This window comes from Geitlerinema sp. PCC 7407 (assembly GCF_000317045.1).
Taxonomy (GTDB): Bacteria; Cyanobacteriota; Cyanobacteriia; order PCC-7407; family PCC-7407; genus PCC-7407.
On record NC_019703.1, the window covers coordinates 2,515,547 to 2,537,437 of the forward strand.

Annotated in this window: 20 protein-coding genes and 2 tRNA genes; 11 read left to right on the forward strand and 11 right to left on the reverse strand. The window is 56.7% G+C overall.

Features of this window, described 5'->3' with window-relative positions; translation table 11 throughout:
• Nucleotides 1-151: 151 nt before the first annotated feature.
• Together GEI7407_RS10305 and GEI7407_RS10310 are read right to left on the reverse strand one after the other, a co-directional pair.
• On the reverse strand, nt 152-748 hold the full coding sequence (locus GEI7407_RS10305; protein ID WP_015172095.1) for a DJ-1/PfpI family protein: 597 nt from the start codon (nt 746-748) through the stop codon (nt 152-154).
• 110 nt (nt 749-858) lie between these two features.
• Nucleotides 859-1,374, reverse strand: a complete 516-nt coding sequence (locus tag GEI7407_RS10310) for an MEKHLA domain-containing protein (RefSeq protein ID WP_015172096.1) — start codon at nt 1,372-1,374, stop codon at nt 859-861.
• Nucleotides 1,375-1,425: 51 nt separating this feature from the next.
• Between GEI7407_RS10310 and GEI7407_RS10315 the strand changes: the two genes are divergently transcribed.
• Entirely contained in the window at nt 1,426-2,319 is an 894-nt protein-coding gene (locus tag GEI7407_RS10315; RefSeq protein WP_015172097.1) for an alpha/beta fold hydrolase, read from the forward strand.
• Between the two features lie 122 nt (nt 2,320-2,441).
• Here the strand turns inward: GEI7407_RS10315 and cynS are convergent, their stop codons facing one another.
• Entirely contained in the window at nt 2,442-2,885 is a 444-nt protein-coding gene (gene cynS, locus GEI7407_RS10320; protein ID WP_015172098.1) for a cyanase, read from the reverse strand.
• Nucleotides 2,886-3,556: 671 nt separating this feature from the next.
• Here cynS and GEI7407_RS10325 point away from each other — a divergent pair.
• Nucleotides 3,557-4,843 carry an FAD-dependent oxidoreductase gene (locus GEI7407_RS10325; protein ID WP_015172099.1) on the forward strand — a complete coding sequence of 429 codons (1,287 nt, stop codon included), beginning with the start codon at nt 3,557-3,559 and terminating at the stop codon, nt 4,841-4,843.
• A 229-nt stretch (nt 4,844-5,072) separates the two neighbouring features.
• Nucleotides 5,073-5,540 (forward strand): translation initiation factor IF-3, encoded by a 468-nt coding sequence (gene infC / locus GEI7407_RS10330; RefSeq protein ID WP_223294541.1) that lies wholly within the window; start codon nt 5,073-5,075, stop codon nt 5,538-5,540.
• A 179-nt stretch (nt 5,541-5,719) separates the two neighbouring features.
• Here the strand turns inward: infC and GEI7407_RS10335 are convergent, their stop codons facing one another.
• Nucleotides 5,720-8,584 carry a DUF4347 domain-containing protein gene (locus tag GEI7407_RS10335; protein ID WP_190274126.1) on the reverse strand — a complete coding sequence of 955 codons (2,865 nt, stop codon included), beginning with the start codon at nt 8,582-8,584 and terminating at the stop codon, nt 5,720-5,722.
• A gap of 270 nt (nt 8,585-8,854) precedes the next feature.
• On the opposite strand from GEI7407_RS10335, the gene GEI7407_RS10340 reads away from it, so the two are divergent.
• Together GEI7407_RS10340 and GEI7407_RS10345 are read left to right on the forward strand one after the other, a co-directional pair.
• A complete protein-coding gene (locus tag GEI7407_RS10340) occupies nt 8,855-10,177 on the forward strand; it encodes an ATP-binding protein (RefSeq protein WP_015172102.1) in 1,323 nt (440 codons plus the stop codon).
• A complete protein-coding gene (locus GEI7407_RS10345; RefSeq protein WP_015172103.1) occupies nt 10,174-11,691 on the forward strand; it encodes a tetratricopeptide repeat protein in 1,518 nt (505 codons plus the stop codon). Before GEI7407_RS10340 ends, GEI7407_RS10345 begins: the two co-directional genes overlap by 4 nt.
• Nucleotides 11,692-11,881: 190 nt before the next feature.
• On the opposite strand, the gene GEI7407_RS10350 is transcribed toward GEI7407_RS10345, so the two are convergent.
• The 5 genes from GEI7407_RS10350 to chrA all read right to left on the reverse strand — a co-directional run bounded on the left by GEI7407_RS10350 (nt 11,882) and on the right by chrA (nt 16,463).
• A complete protein-coding gene (locus tag GEI7407_RS10350) occupies nt 11,882-12,163 on the reverse strand; it encodes an NIL domain-containing protein (protein ID WP_015172104.1) in 282 nt (93 codons plus the stop codon).
• A 17-nt stretch (nt 12,164-12,180) separates the two neighbouring features.
• Nucleotides 12,181-13,038: a sulfate ABC transporter permease subunit CysW gene (gene cysW, locus GEI7407_RS10355; RefSeq protein WP_015172105.1), complete on the reverse strand. Its 858-nt coding sequence runs from the start codon at nt 13,036-13,038 to the stop codon at nt 12,181-12,183.
• The gene (gene cysT, locus GEI7407_RS10360; protein ID WP_015172106.1) at nt 13,028-13,879 is read right to left on the reverse strand and encodes a sulfate ABC transporter permease subunit CysT; all 852 of its coding nucleotides are present in this window, start codon (nt 13,877-13,879) and stop codon (nt 13,028-13,030) included. The genes cysW and cysT overlap by 11 nt, the downstream gene beginning before the upstream one ends.
• A 69-nt stretch (nt 13,880-13,948) precedes the next feature.
• Nucleotides 13,949-15,025 (reverse strand): sulfate ABC transporter substrate-binding protein, encoded by a 1,077-nt coding sequence (locus GEI7407_RS10365; RefSeq protein ID WP_015172107.1) that lies wholly within the window; start codon nt 15,023-15,025, stop codon nt 13,949-13,951.
• 253 nt (nt 15,026-15,278) lie between these two features.
• Nucleotides 15,279-16,463, reverse strand: coding sequence for a chromate efflux transporter (gene chrA, locus GEI7407_RS10370; RefSeq protein ID WP_015172108.1), 1,185 nt, complete (start codon nt 16,461-16,463; stop codon nt 15,279-15,281).
• A 135-nt stretch (nt 16,464-16,598) separates the two neighbouring features.
• Here chrA and GEI7407_RS10375 point away from each other — a divergent pair, with 135 nt between their 5' ends.
• From GEI7407_RS10375 to GEI7407_RS10385, 3 genes are all read left to right on the forward strand, one after another.
• Nucleotides 16,599-17,189 carry a Crp/Fnr family transcriptional regulator gene (locus GEI7407_RS10375; RefSeq protein ID WP_015172109.1) on the forward strand — a complete coding sequence of 197 codons (591 nt, stop codon included), beginning with the start codon at nt 16,599-16,601 and terminating at the stop codon, nt 17,187-17,189.
• 97 nt (nt 17,190-17,286) lie between these two features.
• Nucleotides 17,287-17,565, forward strand: a complete 279-nt coding sequence (locus GEI7407_RS10380; protein WP_015172110.1) for an NIL domain-containing protein — start codon at nt 17,287-17,289, stop codon at nt 17,563-17,565.
• 104 nt (nt 17,566-17,669) lie between these two features.
• Nucleotides 17,670-18,101 (forward strand): Rrf2 family transcriptional regulator, encoded by a 432-nt coding sequence (locus GEI7407_RS10385; protein ID WP_041268925.1) that lies wholly within the window; start codon nt 17,670-17,672, stop codon nt 18,099-18,101.
• Between the two features lie 136 nt (nt 18,102-18,237).
• Here GEI7407_RS10385 and GEI7407_RS10390 read toward each other — a convergent pair.
• A tRNA-Pro gene (locus GEI7407_RS10390) sits at nt 18,238-18,311 on the reverse strand.
• 148 nt (nt 18,312-18,459) lie between these two features.
• Between GEI7407_RS10390 and GEI7407_RS10395 the strand changes: the two genes are divergently transcribed.
• Together GEI7407_RS10395 and GEI7407_RS10400 are read left to right on the forward strand one after the other, a co-directional pair.
• Nucleotides 18,460-19,755, forward strand: a complete 1,296-nt coding sequence (locus GEI7407_RS10395; RefSeq protein ID WP_015172112.1) for a lipid-A-disaccharide synthase — start codon at nt 18,460-18,462, stop codon at nt 19,753-19,755.
• A 48-nt stretch (nt 19,756-19,803) separates the two neighbouring features.
• Nucleotides 19,804-19,876: transfer RNA gene (locus tag GEI7407_RS10400), tRNA-Ala, on the forward strand.
• 185 nt (nt 19,877-20,061) lie between these two features.
• On the opposite strand, the gene GEI7407_RS10405 is transcribed toward GEI7407_RS10400, so the two are convergent.
• Complete coding sequence (locus tag GEI7407_RS10405; protein WP_015172114.1) at nt 20,062-21,015, reverse strand: Rieske 2Fe-2S domain-containing protein; 954 nt, start codon at nt 21,013-21,015, stop codon at nt 20,062-20,064.
• An 84-nt stretch (nt 21,016-21,099) separates the two neighbouring features.
• Here GEI7407_RS10405 and GEI7407_RS10410 point away from each other — a divergent pair, with 84 nt between their 5' ends.
• The gene (locus tag GEI7407_RS10410) at nt 21,100-21,873 is read left to right on the forward strand and encodes a TetR/AcrR family transcriptional regulator (RefSeq protein WP_041268388.1); all 774 of its coding nucleotides are present in this window, start codon (nt 21,100-21,102) and stop codon (nt 21,871-21,873) included.
• Nucleotides 21,874-21,891 lie beyond the last annotated feature (18 nt).

Genomic DNA, 21,891 nt, shown 5'->3' on the forward strand with positions numbered 1-21,891 from the left:
ATTAATCTGGTTTTCAACGAAAAACGTAAACTTACCATTTTTTAATCCGTCTTTAATAAAGGGTTCGGCGGGCGAGTTTGGCAGCCAAACACAAAAACCCCCAGCAGATCGCTAGAGGTTTCGGCTCCGATTTCACTGGCAAAGGCGATCGCTAGACCTGAGCTGCCGCCAGATGCTCGACTTTGGTGCCCATCACCTGCAAAAACTCCGCTAGCCAGCGCGGATGGGCCGGCCAAGCCGGAGCCGTCACCAAGTTGCCATCGGCGATCGCCTCCGTCACCGGAATATCCACATATTCTCCGCCCGCCGCCTTCACCTCCGGCGCACAGGCCGGATAGGCCGAGCAGCGCTTGCCCCGCAGCACATCCGCCGCCGCCAGCAGCTGGGCCCCGTGGCAGATGGACGCGATCGGCTTATTCGCCTGGGCAAAATGCTGCACGATGGCGATCACCGCTCCATTCAGGCGGATATACTCGGGCGCCCGTCCTCCCGGAATCACCAAAGCGTCATAGTCTGCGGCCGAGATCTCTGCAAAGGTCGCGTTCAAGGTGAAGTTGTGGCCCGGCTTCTCGCTGTAGGTCTGATCTCCTTCGAAGTCATGGACCGCCGTCCGCACAAACTGCCCCGATCGCTTGTCTGGACAGACCGCATGGACCGTATAACCCACCATTTGCAGCGCCTGGAAGGGGACCATCACCTCATAGTCTTCGACGAAGTCACCCACCAACATCAAAATTTTCTTCGCCATAGCATTTCCTCAAATCATGACCTCAAATACGAGGTGCGAATGTGCAACTACGAGCCCTTTTTTCAGAGTACCGAGGGAAATTTCGCGCAGGGCGATCGCGTTTCAGAACTTTAAGAAAGTTCCTCCGACAGAGCCTCTCTCTCGGGCAAAAATGTCCAGTTCGCAAAGGTCGCAGCCTGCCCGAGGCGATCGCCCCCTTCGTCCACCACATTCCAAATCAGCACTCGCTCAATCCCAAAGCGCCGCCCCGTCCGGGTAACGCGAATGCCCCGATAGTTCTCAAAAAAGCCCTGCTTTTGGCACGCCTCCAGCATCTGCTGGCGCTCGGCTCGGCGATCGGGCTCGACGCTTTGATTTGACGGCATCTGCACAAAGTCCTCCCAAGGGACTTCCCACAAATCCAGAGCCGTTTGATTGCCGTAGTTAAAAATCGGGCTGGCCTGGGTCCCGTGGGAAACCACCACAAAGGGAGCCAAAAAAAGCGCCTGGGACTGGGCGATCGCGTCTTTTTGGGGAGCCATTAGATCTCGGCCCACCCAGCGCCGATAGCTCCGCAGCAGGTGCTCAGTCCACGCCACCACCTCAGGATGGCTCCAAATTGCCTCAGCGTCAGGCTTCAGCGTCATAGCTTTCCCACTCATAATGATTAAACAAGACAAAAGTTTTCATAGAACACTATGACCGCCGTATCAACCGTCCTCTCAGCATCCATCGAAAAACACGACTGGCTCTGGAACGGCCACCGCATCAAGTACACCATCCAGGGGGAAGGGAGTCCGCTGGTGCTGGTCCACGGCTTTGGCGCCTCCATCGGCCACTGGCGAAAGAATATCCCGGTGCTCGCAGAGCGGGGATATCGCGTCTATGCCCTGGATCTGCTGGGGTTCGGTGACTCTGCCAAGCCTCCCGAGGCCTACTCCCTTGACCTGTGGCGATCGCTGCTCTATGACTTCTGGACCGAGCACATCCAGGCTCCCACGGTCTTTATTGGCAACTCTATCGGCGCCCTCTTGAGCTTGATGATGGTGGTCGAGCATCCCGAGACCGCCACCGGCGGGGTCCTGCTCAACTGCGCTGGCGGTCTCAATCACCGCCCCGAAGAGCTGAGCCTGCCGCTGCGGGCCATCATGGGCAGCTTCGCAGGCCTCGTCAACTCAGAAGCCATTGGTCCCTTTTTGTTCAATCAAGTTCGCAAAAAGCACCGCATCCGCAACACGCTGCGCCAGGTCTACCGCAACCCCAGCGCCATCACCGACGAGCTCGTCGATCTGCTCTACGAGCCCTCCTGTCACGACGGCGCCCAAAAAGTCTTTGCGTCTATCTTGGCAGCGCCGCCCGGCCCCCGCCCCGAAGATCTCTTGCCCAAGGCCGAGCGCCCTCTGCTGGTGCTGTGGGGAGAAGATGATCCCTGGACGCCCATCAAGCGAGGCCGCATCTACGAGGAATTTGTGGGCGATCGCGATCTGCTGCGGTTCGTGGCGCTGCCCAAAACCGGCCACTGTCCCCACGACGAGCGCCCCGAGATCGTCAATCCTCTCATTCTCGATTGGCTCGCCACCATCTCTCACTAGTCCGAGATCTGGCCAGATCTCTCCTCTTCTATACAAAAGGGGCGCGATCGCGCCCCTTTCTTGATATCAAGTTAGTGCCACAGAAGGGTTAGAGAGTCGGGTTAAATTCCCAAAAATCCCTCTTACCACTTCTTGTAAGGCAAGAACTTGCCGCACATGGTTACCTTCACGCGATCGCCCTTGGGATCTTCTTCTTTCTCGATATCCAAGGTGAAGTCGATCGCGCTCATAATGCCATCGCCAAACTTTTCGTGGATTACCGCCTTCATCGGCATGCCATAGACCTGCATGATTTCATAAAAGCGATAGATCAGCGGATCTGTCGGAATCACCGGATCGAGCGAGCCCTTCACTGGGAAATCCGTCAGCGCGATCGCCACCTCTGGCCCCAGTCCCAGCGCCTCTACGATCTTCTGCGCTTCTTCTTCCGAGGCGCTGGCCTGACGATAGATTACCGACGCGATCCACACCTCATCTCGACCGAGAATCTGCTCAAGATCGGCAAAAGTCATATCCTTTGCTTTCTTAGCCGCTAGCAGCTTCTCGGTAATTTCAGGAATAGACATCAAATACTCCTCACCAACGCTTCTAATTGCCAACCCAAGACTGCCATCATACCTTCTCTATTTGTCAGCTCTTGCTCAAACCACGCAAACTCTGCTCATAAATTCAGAAAAAATCCGTGGAAAATCATTAGAGCGGTTTTACGAGAGTTCTTTTGTATAGATTCATACAGATTTTTGAGCGATCGAGGGCTGGTCGTTATTTCTTGCAGTTTAGCATTAGTCATGTTTTGCAAGAATGACGTTGACTTACCAGCCATCCACAAAACAATTCAAAGGAATAGTTCAAAAATCAAAAACATCTCTCAAAGCAGCATTACGGTTTCATCGCCTCTTAGACTCGTTTTCATAAGAAGATACAATATAATTACAGCTCATATTTTCTGTTCTGATCAGATAACTTCTTCAAAGATCAGAATCCATTCAGTGAACTCTTAATATAAACAAAGTCATTTTTCGATCTCTTAGAAGCTTCGAGATTGACTCTCCTTAATCTTCTTAATATCATCATAGATACTGCAAGGAGATCGGACTCGAAATAAGTCTCTTTATGGACTCTCTCTTAATATATTAAAAATACAGATAACATCCACGGACAGTGTCAAACAAGATATCATTCAGCATTTTAATGATTTGACTTAGAAATCAAAAAACCAGAATATCTCTCCAAGAAAATGCGTGAAACCATCATCGTAGTCGGGGCAGGCATCGCCGGTTTGGCCGCAGCCCGCCATCTCCAAGATCAAGGGCAATCGGTCATTGTTTTAGAGGCGCGCGATCGCGTGGGAGGACGCATTTTCACGAGCCGGTATTGGCCAGGGGCACCGGTAGAGCTAGGGGCTGTCTGGATCCACGGCGCCAAAGACAATCCCCTAACAGCGCTGGCCAAGCAGTGGCATCTTGCCACGCAAAAAATAGACGAGGAGCAGCACTGGCTCTACAACACCGACGGCACGCTGATCAGCGATCGCGATCATGACGCCCTAGAAGCGAGGTTTGAAGATCTTCTCGAGCTCTGGGAAGCGCGCCAGTACGAGCGATCGCCCGCGATCGCCACGCTGAGTGAGGGTCTCACCCCAATTCTCCAAAGCTGGCATCTCACCCCCCAGGAGCAGAAGCAGATCAACTATCTCATCCACTCCGAAATCGAGCAGGAATACGGCGCAGATATCACCGAGCTCTCTCCCTGGTACTGGGACAGCGGGCGGGAATTTCGCGGCAGCGATCGCTTTTTTCTCCAGGGATATGACGCTCTCTGCGATCGCCTCTCAGCCGGGTTAGAGATCCATCTCTCTCATCCGGTACGGGAAATCAAAGGCGAGTCTCAGGGCATTAGAGCGATCACCGATCAGGGAGAGTTTGCGGGCGATCGCGCGGTGGTGACGCTGCCTCTCGGCGTTCTCAAGCGCGGATCGGTGGCCTTCTCGCCGCCCCTGCCGCCGGAGAAGCAGCAGGCGATCGCCAAGCTCGGCATGGGCACCCTCAACGCCGTTGCCCTGCGCTTTCCTCAGCGTTTCTGGCCCAAAAAAGCAGAGCTTTTGGGGTATGTCTCTGCGCGCAAAGGGGTTTGGAGTGAGTTTTATAGCTTTACCCACCACGCCCCCATTCTGCTGGCGTTTAATGCTGGATCGGCGGCCCGGGAGATAGAGCTTTTGCCCGACGGGGAAATTCTCACCCAGGTGATGCAAACGCTGCGCCAAATTTTTGGTCCCAGCGTTCCCGATCCCGTCGGTTGGCAGATTGCCCGCTGGACCCAGGACCCCTGGAGCTTGGGCGCCTATTCCTTCATTGCCGCTGGTGCAGCGCCAGCGGACTACGACACGCTAGCAGCGCCCGTGGGCGATCGCCTTTTCTTCGCCGGAGAGGCCACATCCGGCGATTTTGCTGCCACCGTGCACGGAGCCTACCTGTCGGGCCTGCGAGAAGGCGATCGCATTTTGGCATTACAGTCTCGCTCTTGAGCTTTAGAGTGAAGACTGAAGAGCGATCGCCCCCGCGACCAGCGTCCTTAACACATCTCAAAGCGAAGCAGGTGCGAGTTGGCAGGCACTACGCTACCCTAGGAGATATGGAGTTACACTCAGTCCCGGGATTGCCCCCAAAGCGGCGATCGCCCCTTGCAGCCCAGGACCCATCCACAAACCCTATCGAATTCAACAAGAGGACAAGATTATCGCTAAGAAACAACTGATTAATCGACAAATCAAATCTCCTCAGGTTCTTTTGATCGATCACGAAAACAACAATCGTGGCCTGACCGATACCCGCGACGCGCTTCAGCTTGCCGAGGAAGTGGGACTTGATTTGGTCGTCGTCTCAGACGGCAAAGAAGTGCCCGTTGTAAAGATCCTGGACTACGGCAAACATCAATATCAACAAAAGAAACGTCAGCGCCAAACCTCGCAGCCCACTGTCAAAGAAGTGAAGCTGCGACCCAACGTCGGTGAATCTGACTATAGCCTTCGCATCAACCGGGCTGTGGAGTGGTTGGGCAAAGGCGACTCTGTGAAATTCCAGATTCGTCTGCGAGGCCGCGAGCACCAGCACCGCGATCGCGCAGCCGAGCTGCTCGACCGGGTGGTGGCCGACCTCGGTCCCGCCGGCAAGGTGCAATCTCTTGATAAACGCGCTCTGATTGTGCAAGTGACTCCCGGCTAACGAGTCCGCACCCAGGGATCGATCCGGTCATCTTGCACAAAGAGTCCAGGCGATCGATCCCTGCGCTCCTAGCAAAAGCGGCCCAGCGACCGCACGCTGAACCGCTTTTTTGGTTTGTTCTCCTTCAGCCGCTGTGCGCAGCCGTCGCCCAAACCCTCCAGAGACGCTGCCCAGGCGCGCTAGGCAGAGGCGATCGTGACTCGGCCCTCCACGCGACCAAACTGAAGATAGTGCTGGAAGCCGCTGGCAAACGCGCCGCCGTCCACCGCCGCCGCCACATCCCCATAGCGCTGGAGATAATCCGCCTCACTAAAGCCCGCGCTGGGATTGCGGCCCTCGTACTGACCAAACTCCACGTAGTGCTCGAGGGCGTTCTCGAACACGCCACCCAAGATTGCCACCGCCACATCTCGGTAAGCGCCCAGGTAGTACGCCTCGTCAAAGAGCATCACCTGGGGACCGCGCCCTTCTGCCTGGCCGAACTGGAGATAGTGCTGGAAGCCGCTGACAAACACGCCTCCCGTCACCGCATCCGCCACGTCTGGGTTGGCCGCGAGATAGGTCTGCTCATCAAACACCGCGCTGGGATCGCGGCCTTCTGTCTGGCCGAAGTAGAGATAGTGCTGGAAGCCGCTCTCGATCGCGCCGCTGGCCACCCCCGCTGCGATATCCGGGTTTTGGCTCAGGTAGTAGTCCTCATCATAGAGAACGCTCGGATCGCGGCCCTCCCGCTGCCCAAACAGCACAAAATGCTCATAGCCACTGCGAAACGTCCCGGCCCCCACCGCGGCCGCCACGTCTGGATTGCCGGACAAATAAAACGTTTCGTCAAACAGCTTCAGCAAAGGCAGCGGCGTCGCCGGGTTGGGCAGCACCGTCGTGGTGGTGGTCGTCGTGGTCGTTTGGGTGACCTGGGGCGCACCAAAATTAGTGCCAAACAGCACCAAATCTCGGAAGCTCACCGGAGCAGTGGTTTCCGTCGTCTGGGTCACCCCCAGGTACTGCGTCTGGAAGAAGGACTGCTCGAAGTTAACATTCGCCCCGCCCAGGTTGAAAAACTGGGTGTGCTGAACATAGTTGAAAAAGCCACTCACCAAGGGCGTCGCCCCAGGGGTCGGCAAGGGAGTCGGCAGCGGCGAAGGCCCCGGCAAGCTCCCCAGATCCTGGTAGGGCAGCAGGCCCGGATCGCGAATTTCAGCGCTGGCGGTGATGCGGGCCACGTCATTGGGATCGTTGGTCAGCGGTCCGGGGAACTGGATATTGCCGCCGCCCTCCAGCAGTTGGCGCGTGGTTTGCTGCTGGACGTTGTAGGGATTATTCGCCGTGTTGTAGGCCACGACGGACCCTGCCAGGGTGATCGCCTGGGAGCCCGCCGCGAAGCCGCCCCCGTAGGCTCCTGCTTGGTTGTAGATGACGTCGGTGTCGCTGATGTTGACCGGATAAGTGCTGGTCGCCACGAAGATGCCGCCTCCGAGGCCGCCACCCGCCGAGTCGTCCGCCCGATTTTCAGAAAAGGTGCTGCCGCTGATGGTGACGGGGGAGGCTTCGCCGAGCCACAGACCGCCGCCTTGCTGGAGGGCCAAGTTTTGGGAAAAGACCGTGTTGCGCAGGATGAGTTCGCTGTTGCCGTGGCGCAGGCCGCCGCCTAGGGCGTCCCCGCTGGCGTTGCGCACGACGGTGTTGCCCACGATGACGCTGTCTTCGACGGTGATGCGATCGGGCAGGTAGGCGTAGAGAAACAGGCCGCCGCCCTGGCCCGCGCCGATGTTGTCCTCGAAGCGGCTGGTGCGAATGGTGATGGTGCGGCCAATGGAGCCCACGGGCGCTGCTACGTTAGCCCCGTCGGTGAAGACGGCGCCGCCGTAGCCGCTGGTGGCGGCCCCTGCGGCACCGGGGGTGGTGTCATTGGCCAGAAACGTGGAGCCCTCGATCAGCAGCTGGCTACTGACGGAGTTGATGGCGCCGCCGTTGATGCCGCGGTTGCGGGTGAAGGTGCTGCCCTGGACGGTGAGAATGCACTGGCTGTCGGTGGCGATCGCCCCGCCGCCCCGCTCCAGGTTCGCCAAGGAGCCATCGTTGCCGGTGAACTGGCTGTTGATGATGGTCGCCTGGGTGCGGAAGCTGATGTACACACCGCCGCCAAAGCCCGCCGAGCTGTTGTTGACCTGGGTGTTTTCGAGGGTGAGCACAGCGTTTTCGCCGGTCCAGATGCCGCCGCCCGCACCCGTCGCTTCATCAGCGCCGCTGACTCGGCCATTGGCCACGATCAGGTTGCGCAGGGTGGCGGTGGTGCCGCCCGTGATCTGGAAGACGCGGCTGGCGTTGTTGCCGCTGATGGTCAGGCCCGGAGCGCCAGCGCCGTCTAGGGTGAGGGTTTTATTAATCGTGAGCTGGCCGCTGGTCAGGGTGATGGTCTGGTTGGCCAGGGCCGGAGCAAACTGGATGGTGTCGCCGGACTGGGCGATCGCCAGGGTGTCTCGCAGAGAGCCCGGACCGCTGTCTGCGGTGCTGGTCACCGTCAGCACCGCCATCAGACCCGGATAGCTGGCCATCGCTTCGGGCCGGAGAATCTGAGGGGCGATCGCCCCCGAGAGACGATCTTCGAGGTCCCAGTTGCCGCCGCGCGCTGCGCTGCCCGTCGGGCTCGTAGACGCAAAGACCTGCACGCCGAGGCGCGATCGCAACTCCTGCACAAAGGCCGAACCGAGGGCCGTCGCCGCCACGTTGCAGCCGTACAGCACCAGGACCGCTGAGGCCGTCGCCCGCTCGAAGCTCCGCCGCAGGCGATCGCCCCAGAACGCTTCATTCTCCAGGCTCAGGACCGACGTCCCCAAGAACAGCCGCCCCGGTGCTCCGTGGGAAAAGATATGCACAGCCTCGACCCGCTCCGCCTGGTCGAGGACCTCCGCAATCTGCTCAACACCATCGCGATCGGGCGTCAAAAATGTCACATGGCCCTTGGGCAAGAGTCCCTCGACCAAATGCTGAGGAGCGTCAAGGGCCGCATCAACAAAGACGAAGTGGGTGGAAGGATAGGAGTTCATCGGGTGCTGGGTGCTGAACATTGAGGTTGCTAGCTACCCTTACGAAGACGACAGAAATTGTCCGGAGTTCGAAGAAAAAATCCGTATTCCTACGTCTTCTGCAAATCCTGCCAAGATTTTTCAAAGAAGTTGACAGCTTCTTTGCGTATAAACCAGTAATTAATCGTAAGAATACGGGTTTTCACGGTGTCAGACGGCACCGCGCCGCCGAGGTCTGCCTCTAGCCCAGCAGCGGCCCTAGAATAGACTTCAGCGTGAGGAATATCTCTAGTGAGCGATCGCCTAACCCGGATCTACAACTCCTTCGATCCATCTCGTCCCCTGCCCGCTGGCGACCCCCAGTACATCGACTGCCGCGAGGTGCGGGGCGACGAAGACATTGTCAGCGACCTCGGGAAGCGCATCCGCAACTCAGACCAGATGACCTACCAGCTCTACACCGGTCACCGAGGCAGCGGCAAGTCTACCGAGCTGCGACGCCTGCAAAAAAGCCTCGAAGAGCACGGGTTCTTTGTGGTGTATTTCGAGGCAGACGAAGAAGATATTGATCCCCAGAATGTCGAATATATCGATATTTTGCTGGCCTGCACCCGCCGATTTCTCAAGGAGATGCACACCCTCGGTGATGCTGGCCCCATCCGGCGCTGGCTCCAAGACCGCTGGCAAGAGCTCAAAGATCTGGCCCAGATGGAGCTATCGGTCGAAAAAATCAGCCTCGATCAGGCGCTCTCGGTCTTCACCAAGCTCACCGCCAGCATTCGCGCCGAGCCCTCCCAGCGCAGCAAGATCCGCGAAAAGGTGAATCCCCACACCACGACTCTGTTAGCGGCCCTGAATGAATTTATTGCCGATGCGCGCCAGCATCTCCCCAACGGCAAGACAAAGCTAGCCATGATCGTCGATAACCTCGACCGAATCCCCATTGATTTTCGGGACAATGGCCGCAGCAATCATGAAGAGATCTTTCTCGATCGCAGCGAGCAGCTCCGGGGCCTGGACTGCCACATGGTCTACACGGTCCCCATTGCTCTGGTCTACTCCCGCTGGGCCAACGACGTACAAACTATCTACGGCAAAACCCTGGTTCTCCCGATGGTGATGGTCCAGCATCTCACGGGCGGCCCGCACTCAGTGGGCTTGGGCAAGCTGCGAGAGGCGATTCAGGTGCGGGTGCAGCCCCACGCCGCCGATCTCGACCTGGAAACGGAGGTTTTCGACAGTGCAGAAACGCTGGAGCGGCTTTGTCTGGCCTGCGGCGGCCACATCCGGGAGCTGATGCAGATGATGCAGGAGGCGGTCAACCGGATCGATGAGCTGCCTATCACGGCAAAGGCGGTGCAACGGGCGATCGCGGAATTGCGCCAAGTCTATCAGCGGGCTGTGGAGGAGTCGGAGTGGGAGCGCCTCGCCCAAGTTGCCCTCAGCCACAAAATCCCCAATGACAATGAGCATCGCGGCCTGCTCCAGCGGCGCTGCATTCTGGAGTATCGCTGTCTGGACGAGGAGGGCGAAATCCTAACGTGGTATGACGCCCATCCGCTGATATACAAGCTACCCAGGTTCGCGGAGGAACTCGCTAAACTAAAAGCATGACGACAGATTCCTTTGACTGGGATGATGAGCTGCCTCCGGAGACTGAGGAGGAGGTCTATCGAGCACTGCTGCGGGCACTGCGTCGCAAGCAGGGTTTTGGCCTGTTTTTTGTGCAGTGCACCCCAGCCCAAGGCAAAAAAATCGTTGCGAATCTGCGTCGAGACTTAGCCCAGCAGCGGATCGAGGAGATGCACCTCGAGGGTGAGGTTTTGACCCTCTATGATCGGTTGACTGCTCTGTGGAAAGCCCAGCCCTTTGATGTGCTGATCGTGGAGGGGCTGCAACATTCTCTCTACGCCTACGAAGATACAAAGCGCTTTAGCGGCTGGAGCAGCAGCGAAATTTATAACTACAGCTGGAAAGGGGTTCCCCAAATTTTGAACCACCTGAACCAGCAGCGCGAACGTCTACGCGATGAGTTTCCAGCGCGCTTTGTTTTCTTAGTGCCGCCTTTTGTGGTGGACTATTTCATCCAGCGCGCTGCGGATTTTCTGGACTGGCGATCGGGCCTTTTTCGCTTTCCCCGCGATCCCCAAGACGTCCTGAAAGAAGCTAAATTTTTAGTTGATGAGCATGATTTTGAACAATACTTTAAGCTGAGTTTTCAAGAACGAGTTGCTAAAACCTTGGAACTCAAAACCTCTTTGCAAGCCCTAGAAGATTTATCAGATAGAGCCCCAACAACTCAAAGCATATCATTACTTCCTACACTAGATTACCAGGTCGATATTGCATTTGATCTCAGTCATCTCTTTATGCTAGAAGGAGATTATAAGAGCGTAATTACTAGTCTAAATAAAGTTTTGCATTTGAATCCAAACTCTTATTTAGCTTGGATCAATCGAGGAGTTGCTTTTAGCTATTTAGGTCAGTATGAAGATGCACTTGTTAGCTTTGGTAAAGCTATAAAGCTAGACTCTCATGATAGCGCAGCTTGCTTCAATCAAGGAGTTGCCCTTAGCCATTTAGGCCGATATGAAGATGCACTTATCAGCTTTGATAAAGCCATAAAACTGGACCCGAATGATAGCGCAGCTTGGTTCAATCGAGGGTTTTCGCTTTACAGACTAGACCGCTATGAAGATGCAGTTATTAGTTTTGACGATACATTACGCCTGAATTCAAATGACTATCTAGCCTGGACTATTCGAGGAATTTCTCTTGATACATTAGGATATTATGAGGATGCGATTTTTAGCCTTGATAGTGCTTTGAAAATTAAATCAGATTTCCACATGGCCTGGATCGGCCGGGGAATTTCATTTGACAATCTAGGTCATTATGACGATGCAATTAGTAGTTACGAGAGATCTCTTGAATTAGATCCAGACTTTCACCCAATTTGGTTTTTAAAGGCTGGCTGCCATGGATTGCAAGCTCAGGCTGATTTGGCGATCGCCTCTCTACAAAAAGCGATCGCCCTCGACACTAAATATAAAGAGATGGCAAGAACCGATAGTGACTTTGATGCCATCCGAGAAGATGAGCGATTTCAGGCGCTACTGAGAGAATAATCTTAACTAGCAGCCTGTAGTCGAGATTTAGACTTTGAGCTGGAGTCTAGAGGCATATCATATCGAATGTGCCCTTGGCCCGGCGCGCAGCCACGGCGCAGTGTAGATCCAGCATAGAAGGCAGAGTATCGAGTATCACTCCGAGGCGTGCTGCAGGATCTTCAACGCGATCTGACAGCACGCCCGAGCATCACCAAGTCTCCTCTGCTCCCGCCGACTCTCGCCAGATCTCTAGATCTAGATCATTTAAATAGAGCAATCCACCCTGAATTTGATCAACCGTGCCGTTCAGTTCTAGATCAAACCATCCGTCATCTCGCGCATTGGAGCTGAGCAGCGCCGCCGCAATATTCACCGTCAAACCGTGCTGGGTAATCAGATTGGAAATAATGGGCTCCTGCTGATACTGCTTGGGAATGCGCAGCCGAATGCGGGTATGACCGTGGCGATGGGTTTCTGCGGAAAAAGACATAGGGGCCTCCATTAGGCTTATTCGACATCATTGATCCGAGTTTTGCGTTCGAGGATTTCCTTGAGGACCAGCGTTACCACCGCCAGCAGCGCCAGCAGCACCGCCGCCGCGTAGGCAGACTGGGTTTGGTATTGTTTGTAGGCTTCCTCCACATACAGTGGCAGCGTTTGGGTTTTGCCGGAGATGCTGCCCGATACCACCGCCACCGCCCCAAACTCCCCCATGGCGCGGGCATTGGTCAAAATCAGCCCGTAGAGGAGACTCCAGCGGATCGAGGGTAGCGTCACGCGCCAAAAGGTCTGCCAGTCGCTGGCTCCTAGGGTTTTGGCAGCTTCCTCTTGGTCGTGGCCGATCTCTTCGAGGACGGGCAGCACCTCCCGCGCCACGAAAGGCAAGCTGACAAAGGACGTCGCCAGCACCATCCCCGGCAGCGCAAAGATAATGCGCACGCCTGCCTCGTCGAGGAATGGGCCAAACCAGCCGTTGCGGCCGTAGAGCAGCACCAGCATCAGGCCCGCCACCACCGGAGACACCGAGAAAGGCAGGTCGATCACGCTGATCAGCAGGGCACGGCCGGGAAAGCGGTGGCGGGCCAAGGCCCAGGCCGCGCACAGCCCAAAGACGGCGTTTAGGGGGACGGCGATCGCCGCCATCAAGACCGTCAGCTGAACGGCGATCGCGAAGTTGCGGTGGCGCAGCGTCTCCAGAAACGGCCCAACCCCGCCACGAAACGCCTCCACAAACACATTGAGCGCTGGTACAAAGAGCACAAGTCCCAAGTACAGCACCACTCCGATGATCAGAGCGGGCTTGATCCAGGTCGCGGTCTCTGGCGGCTGAGTCAGCGAGCCGCGCCGAAATTCTCTAGGCGTCATAGCGTCGTCCCCAAGCTTGCAGCAAATTAATTCCCACCAGCACCACCAGCGACACTAGGAGCATCACCGAGCCAATCACCGTCGCCCCCGCGTAGTCATACTGCTCAAGCCGCTGGAAAATCAGCACCGGCGCAATCAAATCTTTGAAGGGAAGGTTGGCCGCAACGATCACGATGGAGCCGTATTCCCCGACGGCGCGGGAGAAACCGAGGGCCACCCCGGTCAAAATGGCGGGCATCAGCGGCGGCAAGATCACGCGCCAAAAGGTCTGACCCCGAGACGCTCCCAGGCACCAGGCCGCCTCTTCAATTTCGGCCTCCAGTTCCTGGAGCACGGGCTGCACCGTCCGCACCACAAAGGGCAGCGAGATAAAGATCATCGCGACGCCCACCCCCAAGCGACTAAATGCCACCTTGATCCCGAGGGGCGCAAGCAGGGAGCCGATCCAGCCATTGTCGCTGTAGACCGTGGCCAGGGTCAGGCCCGCCACCGCCGTCGGCAAGGCAAAGGGCAGGTCAATCGCAGCATCCAAAATGCGGCGCAGAGGAAAGTCATAGCGCACCAGCACCCAGGCCACCGCGACTCCGGCCACGCCATTGATCAAGGCGGTGACTAGGGCGGTAACAAAGGTGACTTCGTAGGCAGATAGGGCGATCGGATCTGTAGCGATGCGCCAGATCTGGGCAGGGGGGAGGGTGCTGGCCTTGATCAGCATGGCGGTCAGGGGCACCAGCAGCATCACCGTCAGGTAGAAGCCGGTCACCTGCCAGGGCCAGGAGAGCGAGAATTTCCGCGCGATCGCGCTGGGCGGCGACGCGCTCGCGGTTGAAGCGTGGGTCATGGGCGTTATTTCTCTGGTTCAGAGTCGAGGGGCGATGCGCAACAGGGAAGAAAAAGGGCGATCGCAGGCTTATTGCTTGGCCTGAATCTGGTCAAACAGCGCCCCATCATCAAAGAACTGCTGCTGTACCTTGTCCCAGCCCCCCAGATCCTGCACCGTGTAGAGCTTGGCGATTTTGGGGAACTTATTGGCGACTTCTTGCTGCACCGAGGCGTCCACGGGCCGGAAGCCTACCGCCGCAAACTCCCGCTGGGCCTCTGGGGTAAACAGGAACTGCACAAAGGCTTCGGCAACTTCCCGCGTGCCGTTCTTATCGACATTCTTATCCACGACAGCCACGGGGTTATCAATGGAGATATTGACGCCAGGGACCACGTAGGGCAGGTTTTCGCCCTTTTGATTGGCCAAAATGACTTCGTTTTCGTAGTTAATCAAGACATCACCCTGACCTTGCTTGAAGAAAACATCGGTGGATTCCCGAGCATCCTTCGGCAAGATGGGGACGTTTTGGATCACGCGGGTTGCGTAGTCGAGGGCTGCCGTTTCGTTGCCGCCGTTTTGGGTGATCGCGCCCCAGAGCGCCAGGAAGTTCCAGCGGGCGCCGCCGGAGGTCTTGGGGTTGGCGGTGATCACGCTGACGTCATCGCGCGATAGATCCGACCAGTCTTTGATGTTTTTGGGGTTGCCTTCTCGGGTGACGAGGGCGGCGACCGACGAGTGAACAATGGAGTCGTTGGGAGCTTCTGTTTCCCAGCCCGGCTCGATCAGGCCCGCTTTCTCGATTTTTTGGGTGTCGAGGGCCAGAGCTAGGGCGACGACGTCGGCTTCGAGGCCGTCGATCACGGCGCGGGTCTGGGAGCCGGAGCCGCCATAGCTTTGGTTAAACTCTACCTCTTGGCCGCGCTCGGCTTTCCACTTGGCCGCGAACTTAGGAATGATTTTTTCGTAGGCCGATTGGGTGACGGCGTAGGACACCAGGGTGAGCTGGACTTTTTCGGGAGCGGCGGCTGAGGAGCTGCCGCTGGCGGAGGCTTCGGGGGGCGTGGCTGGCCCGGAGCAGGCGGCGATCGCCCCGCTTAGGGCCGCGCCAAACACAAAAAAGGTAACGAAACGCTGAAAGGGTTTGGGTTTCAGGAGATCAATCACGGAAGCTGCCTCACAAATCTACGGTAAACCGATCAAGTTAATGGAGTTAACCGACGTATGAGGAATCACGATATCCGAAGTTTTTCAAAAAGTACAGTAACCCGATGAGTTTTTAGGAGTTTAATTTTACCTAAAACCGTCAAAGCCTGATCAGCTCAGGCATCTGGGCGATCGCTGGTCGCCCTCAAAGAGTCTTTTCACCCTCATCCTCGGCCATCAACCGGAGATTTACTTGTAGGCGATCGCCCTTTGCCTAGAAGCTTTGGCTCAGAAACCCGATCAGCCCACCGGCCAATACCAGCCAGACCGCGTTGATTTTGAAGCGAAAGACCAGCACGGTGCTGAGGATTGCCAGGGCGATCGTTAGGCCATCCACCAGCGCCGCTCGGCCCAGGGTGTAGGTCACCGTCGCCATCAGGCCCAATGAAGCGGCATTGACGCCATCTAGAAAACTGCTCACCCAGGGCGATCGCCGCAGTTTGGGCACCCAGGGATTGACCAGGCCCACCAGCAGGAATCCCGGCAGAAAAATGCCCACCGTCGCCGCGATCGCCCCGCGGTGGCCCGCCAGCACATACCCCACAAAAGTCGCCGTTGTAAAAAGCGGCCCCGGCGTCACCTGGCCAATGGCGATCGCGTCTAGCAGCTGCTGGGAGGTCAGCCACTGGGAGCGCTCCACCAAATCCCGCTGCAAAAAGGCCAGCAGCACGTAGCCACCCCCGTAGAGCACCGAGCCGATTTTCAGAAAAAACCAAAACACCTGGTGCCAGGCGATCGCCAGAGCTTCGCTGCTCGCCGTCATTTGGGCCAAGGGCAGCGGCAGCCAGAGCAGCCCCGAAAAGCTCCCCGGCAACCGGCGATTTTTGATCACCATGACCGCCAACCCCGCCAGCACCAGCAGCAAAATCTCATCGATCTGGACAAAAAACGCCACCATCACAGCCACGCCCGCCAGAGTCGTCGGCCAGTCCTTGGCCGCCTTTCGCCCCAGTTTCCCCAGAGCCTGCACGATGATCGCGATAATCACCGGCTTGATGCCGTACATTAGCCAGCCCAGGGCAGGCACGCTCTGGTAGCGGACATACACCATCGCCAAAACCCACACGATCAGGGCCGCTGGCAGGATGAAGCACACCCCGGCGATCGCCAGTCCCCGCCAGCCGCCGCGCTCATAGCCGATGTGAATCGCTAGCTCAGTGGAGTTAGGGCCTGGGATCAGGTTCGTGACGCCGATCAGATCCAGCAGCGCTTCGCTGGTCAGCCACCCTCGGCGAGTGACGACCTCATCCTGGATGAGGGCAGTGTGGGCCGCCGGCCCGCCAAAGGCGATCGCCCCTAGCTTGAGAAACACGATCGCCAGATCTCGCAAACGCTGGCGCTGCTCGGCGGGCGGCAGCTTAGCAAAAGGAAGTGAAGCAGGCGCATGCGGGGACGTCATAGGTTCTCAGCCTACAAAAAGAACAAGAGGGCGATCGCAGGAATTGCTTGATTTCTCGTTAAACCACGGTTAGTCTATCAAGATACCGTATTTTACAATTCTCTCCTCAGCGCTCCCCTAGGGGCGAATTTTGCCATGCTGCTTTCCCTCGCAACCACTCAAGGCGCGATCGCACCCCCCGTCCGCACTTTTGCTCGCCGCTCTAACCTGCCCCTCCTGCCCAATCAGCTCTGGCAGATTCACAGCGGAGTCGTCCGCACCCTCACCTGGACCGAAGCAGGCGAGGTCGTCACCCTTGGTCTTTGGGGGCCGGGAGACGTGTTGGGAATTCCTCTTTCGAGCGCCGATCCGCTCCAGGCCGAATGCGTAACAGAGGTGGTCGCTCGCTCGCTCCAGCCGCAGGATTGGCCCCAGGTGACCGACGCCCTGCTCCGCCACGCCCGCCAAACCGAGGAGCTGCTGAGCATGGTGCGATCGGGCCCTGTCCAAGCAACGCTGATCCAAGTGCTGAACTGGCTAGCCCAGCGCTTCGGCAACGAGCACGACCATGGCCGCCGCATCGCGCTCCGGATCACCCACCAAGAGCTGGCCGATCTAGTCGGCTCCACGCGCGTCACGGTCACGAAGCTACTCAGCACCCTCGAGCGCCAGGGTTTCATCCACCGACACCAGCGACAGATCGTCGTACGGCCCGATCGCACCCCCTTCTGGCACTACGAAATCTAGCCCCTGAGTTAGGGTTTTGAAGTTTAGCTTCTAAATTAGACCTTAATTAAACCCTAATTTTTCCTGTGTTCGCTTTGACTTCCGCAGGAGACTGCACATGGTTTTCCCAATCGTTTCTCGCACCCAAGTCCGCGTACAAGTGCACATTCCTACGGACTATCGAGGTGAGCCAATTCTCGCTCGTCTTGCCCTGCGCCATGGCCTCACGTTTAATATTCTGGCCGCAGCGCTTGACCCCTCATCCCGCCCTGGCATTTTTGATCTAGAGCTGCGGGGTAGCGTGGAGCAAATTCGGGCAGGACTGGAAGAATTGCGATCGCTCCATCTGGGCATCATGGGCAAGGCAAATCCCGACGGTGACAGCTGGCACTACTAAAAGGTAGGGTTCAATCCTCCAACTTCTCGGCGATCGTTGTTAATCACACATAATCTGGGCGGAAAACCGGTATATATTGAGCCGAACAATATAACCCGATGCTCATGGAACTCTCTTCAAAGGTCGAATATGCGCTGATCGCGCTGATGGAGCTATCAAAAGGCAGCGATCGCGGTGAACCAGTACAAGTCAAGCAAATTGCTGCTCGCCAAGGAATTCCCGATCGCTATCTAGAGCAAATCTTTGCGGCGCTGCGTCACGCAGGCCTGATTCAGAGTCAGCGCGGCAATAAAGGGGGATACCTACTGGCGCGGGAAGCATGGCAGCTCGCTTTGATCGAGATCCTAGATGCACTAGAAGATCATGGACATAATAAGAGCAGACAAGACATAGAGCCAGGCGATCGCGCCATCGTACGAGAGATATGGCAGCAGGCCCACCATGAAGCTCGGGAGGTGCTGCGCCGTCATACCCTCCAGGATCTCTGTAGCCAGCGAGATATTCGGCAGCGCCTAAGTGATATGTACTATATCTAGGCAAAGCTTCAGCGAAGCCGCTACTGATCTGTCATTAAGACTTGATTGAAAGACACATATCTAAGCGTTGGCCTCAGAGTTTAGCTCGCTGAACTAAAACCCATTTGGTGAGGTGTCTTTGATAGGGTTTGAAAAATCGGGATGACTGGATTCGAACCAGCGGCCCCTTCGTCCCGAACGAAGTGCGCTACCAAGCTGCGCTACATCCCGTTGCTTGCGCTTTACCAGGCTAGAATAGCACATTTGTTGAGATTTGTTCAAATTTCGCAAGGAAATTCTGGGGCATTGTCTGCAAGCTCAAGGCGCTGCATAGTGAAGCTGGGAGCGGAGTAGCGAGCGATCGCCCAGAGGAGACGAGATGGTGGCGGAGAAAAGCGCAGCAATGGACGTGCTGATTTTGTCGAATGGGCCAGGGGAAGTGACTACCTGGGTGCGGCCCGTGGTGCGAGAGCTGCGGCGACAGCTGGGAGACGATCGCGATCGCCTGCGCATTTCGGTGATTCTCGCTCCCTGCAACAACGCCAGTGGCCAAGAAGCCGCGATCGCCCGTCGCTTTCCCGAAGTCGATCGCGTCCAGGGAGCCGAGCACTTTTTTCCCTTTCTGCTGGCAGGCAAAACCGCCGAGAGCTGGGACTGGCGCGATCGCGGCGTTGTGCTGTTTTTGGGCGGCGACCAGTTCTTTCCGGTGGTGATTGGCAAGCGTCTGGGCTACCGCATCGTGATTTACGGCGAGTGGGATGCGCGCTGGCCTCGCTGGGTCGATCGCTTCGGCGTAGCTCGGGAAGACATCGCCGCCCGCGCGCCCAAAGCTTATCGCCACAAGTATCAGGTGATCGGCAACCTAATGAGTGACGCCGCAGCCGTCCTGCGTGATCAGTCCGAGTCTCCCCTTTCTCCAGAGGCTGAGTGGATCGGGCTGCTGCCGGGGTCCAAGGCAGCGAAGCTGGCCCAGGGCGTGCCGCTGGTGCTGGCGATCGCCGAGCATCTCCACCGCGATCGCCCTCAGACTCGCTTCGTGCTGCCGGTCGCCCCGACCCTCAGCCTGCCAGAGCTCGCCCGCTTCGCCGATCCTCAGCAAAACCCTATCGTGAAGCTCATTGCAGGCTCATCAGCCCAGCTCATCTTGCCGCCGGAGGGCAGCGGCGATCGCCCCCGACTGAGAACCGAAAACGGCCTGGAAGTCGAGCTGTGGACCACCTCCCCCGCCTACGATGTCTTGGCCAATTGTCGTCTTTGTCTGACCACCGTCGGCGCCAATACCGCAGAGCTCGGGTCCCTCGGCGTGCCAATGATGGTGCTGCTGCCCACCCAGCAGATCGACGCTATGCGCTCTTGGGATGGGCTACCGGGCCTGTTGGCGAATCTGCCAGGAGTCGGCACCCTCTTTGCCGTTTTGATCAATCGCTGGTTTCTGCGGCGATCGCGCCTGCTCGCCTGGCCCAATATCCTGGCCAGCGAAGAGATCGTGCCAGAACTCCTGGGAGAGCTCAAAGCCGAAGAAGTCGCGGCCAAAGCAGCGCACTATCTTTCGCACCCAGAAACCCTAGCCACCATGCGCGATCGGCTTCTCCAGGTGTGGGGTCAGTCCGGCGCCGTCACTAAGCTCGTGCACATTGTGGCCGAGGAGCTGGCGCAATCGACAGCATCAGGCTGATATCGTTGACGCTGGCTCGACTCCAGCGTTATCCTATAGTTCGTTCCAGGGGAATTAGCTCAGCTGGTAGAGTGCTGCGATCGCACCGCAGAGGTCAGGGGTTCGAATCCCCTATTCTCCATTCTCTCAAAGCCATCAAGTTAGGAATTAGATCACCTATTCACCAGGACACTCAGGGCGTTGCCTAGCTTCTAGCGGCGGGGGGTGCCATCTTTTTCATAGTCATTTGGGTTATCAGCGACTACCCAGGTCTTCGGTATCCCTTCCCCCGATTGCCATCGGAAGTTCATCCGCCACCCACCAGCCTCACCATTCCCGGTAGAGTTTTTCCGCATGAACCATGATCTCCTCGTTGGGTAAGCGAATCTTCGCAGGCTGGCGCGGATAAGACGTTTCGATCGATCGCGTATCCTGTTCCACAACCGTTGCCACCGCACTCAATATCGATCGTTTTAGCAGCGGTTTCAATACGGGATAATTCAATTGGGCAAAAACCAAAACGAAGGCTTTTGTATGGGTCTCGGTTTCCGGATACAGCACGTGTACCTGCAAAATTTCGCCCAATGCAAAGCGAGTTTTAAAGGTCGTCAGAGATGGAAACGCATACTCTAATGTGCTCGTGTAAGTCTTGGGTGCGGAAAGAATCACCGGGTTGCGACAAATATCTGCAAAGGTCGGATCATTGCGATCGATTTCCTGCACAACCTTTGCCCAGTAACCCTCCTTTTCAAAGACAGGAATGCGATTGGCTTTGATGCCAAATAGCTCTCTGTGAGTCCCGTTCTGATGGTTGTAATCGTAATTGATCAGCAGATTATGCAGAAAGGGACCCCGGATGCTTTTTTCTCCAGCAACGCCGACAAAGGTCATGTCCTGACTCACTCGTTCAATCAAGTCAGAAACCGGAGTTTTGGCATCCATGCCGCCGTACGTCCAGATACAATCCCCCTGAATCACGAGTTTCAGCGGAGCGATGAGCGGCTGCGCTCCCACTTTTCCGGCTTGATGCAGCCGTCCCTGTCCATCAAACTCCAGCGCATGAAACGGACAGGTAATGGTATTTCGCTCCTGACAAACCCAGCCCTCCGACAGCGGAGCCTGCAGGTGAGGACATACATTATTGAGGGAAAAGACCTCCCCTTGAGAATTCTGCCAGAGGACGTAGTCCTGGCCATTCAAAGAGAGTTTGTAGGGTCGATTAATGCCCAGCATGGATCGATGAGCGATCAGCCACGGTGCGCCCGGAAGGATGAATGACATAGTAAAATTATGACGAAACTTTCATATTCGATTTTGAAAATACGACGGATTATTCATCTTTGTCAAGACGTCTTTTAGTCACCCATGGTCAAACCACAGCCGCCTTCTATGCCCCTGAGACGACAGCCCAAGCAGCAGCGCAGCCAAAAGCGGGTTGAGCAAATTTTGCGATCCGCAGCCGAGGTGTTTGTAGAGGTCGGCTACGAAGCCGCAACCACTCACATGATTGCTGCCAGGGCAAAAACGGCGATCGGCTCGCTTTACCAGTTTTTTCCCGATAAACTTGCCGTTTTTCACGCTTTAGAAGCCCGTCACATGGAAAACGTGACGGTCCTTAACCAGGAACTATTGCAGTCTGCGGATCTGAAGCGACCGTTTGCGGAGTTTGTCGATCGCCTGGTAGAAGCGCATGTTGCCTATTTCCAAGACCCGATTCCCCAGGTGGTCTACATTCAGTATTTTGTGGCGCCTCAGCTATTTATGCTGTTTGACGAGACGTTTAATCGTCAGTTGATTGAGCAATACGCGAGCTTCTTGCGACAGTGGAATCCAGCATTGCCCATCGAGAAGAGCGAGCGCCTCGCTGAAACGGTTCATCAGTGCTACAACGCCCTACTGCTGCAGGCGTTGAGGGGAGAGGAACATCAACGGCGATCGCGCTACGAAGAGCTCAAGGCTTTGCTAGTCGCCTATCTAGCCCCCCATGTAGAACCAAAGTCAATGGATGAAAAAGCAACAAAAGTAATGAAGTGTCATTACTGTCACTCTGACCGCTTGTCGAAGAACGGGCATCGCTACAACAGGCAACGCTATCTATGCAAGGACTGTGGCAAGCAGTTTTTAGAGCGCGCTGACTAGCGAACTCATAGGAAGCAT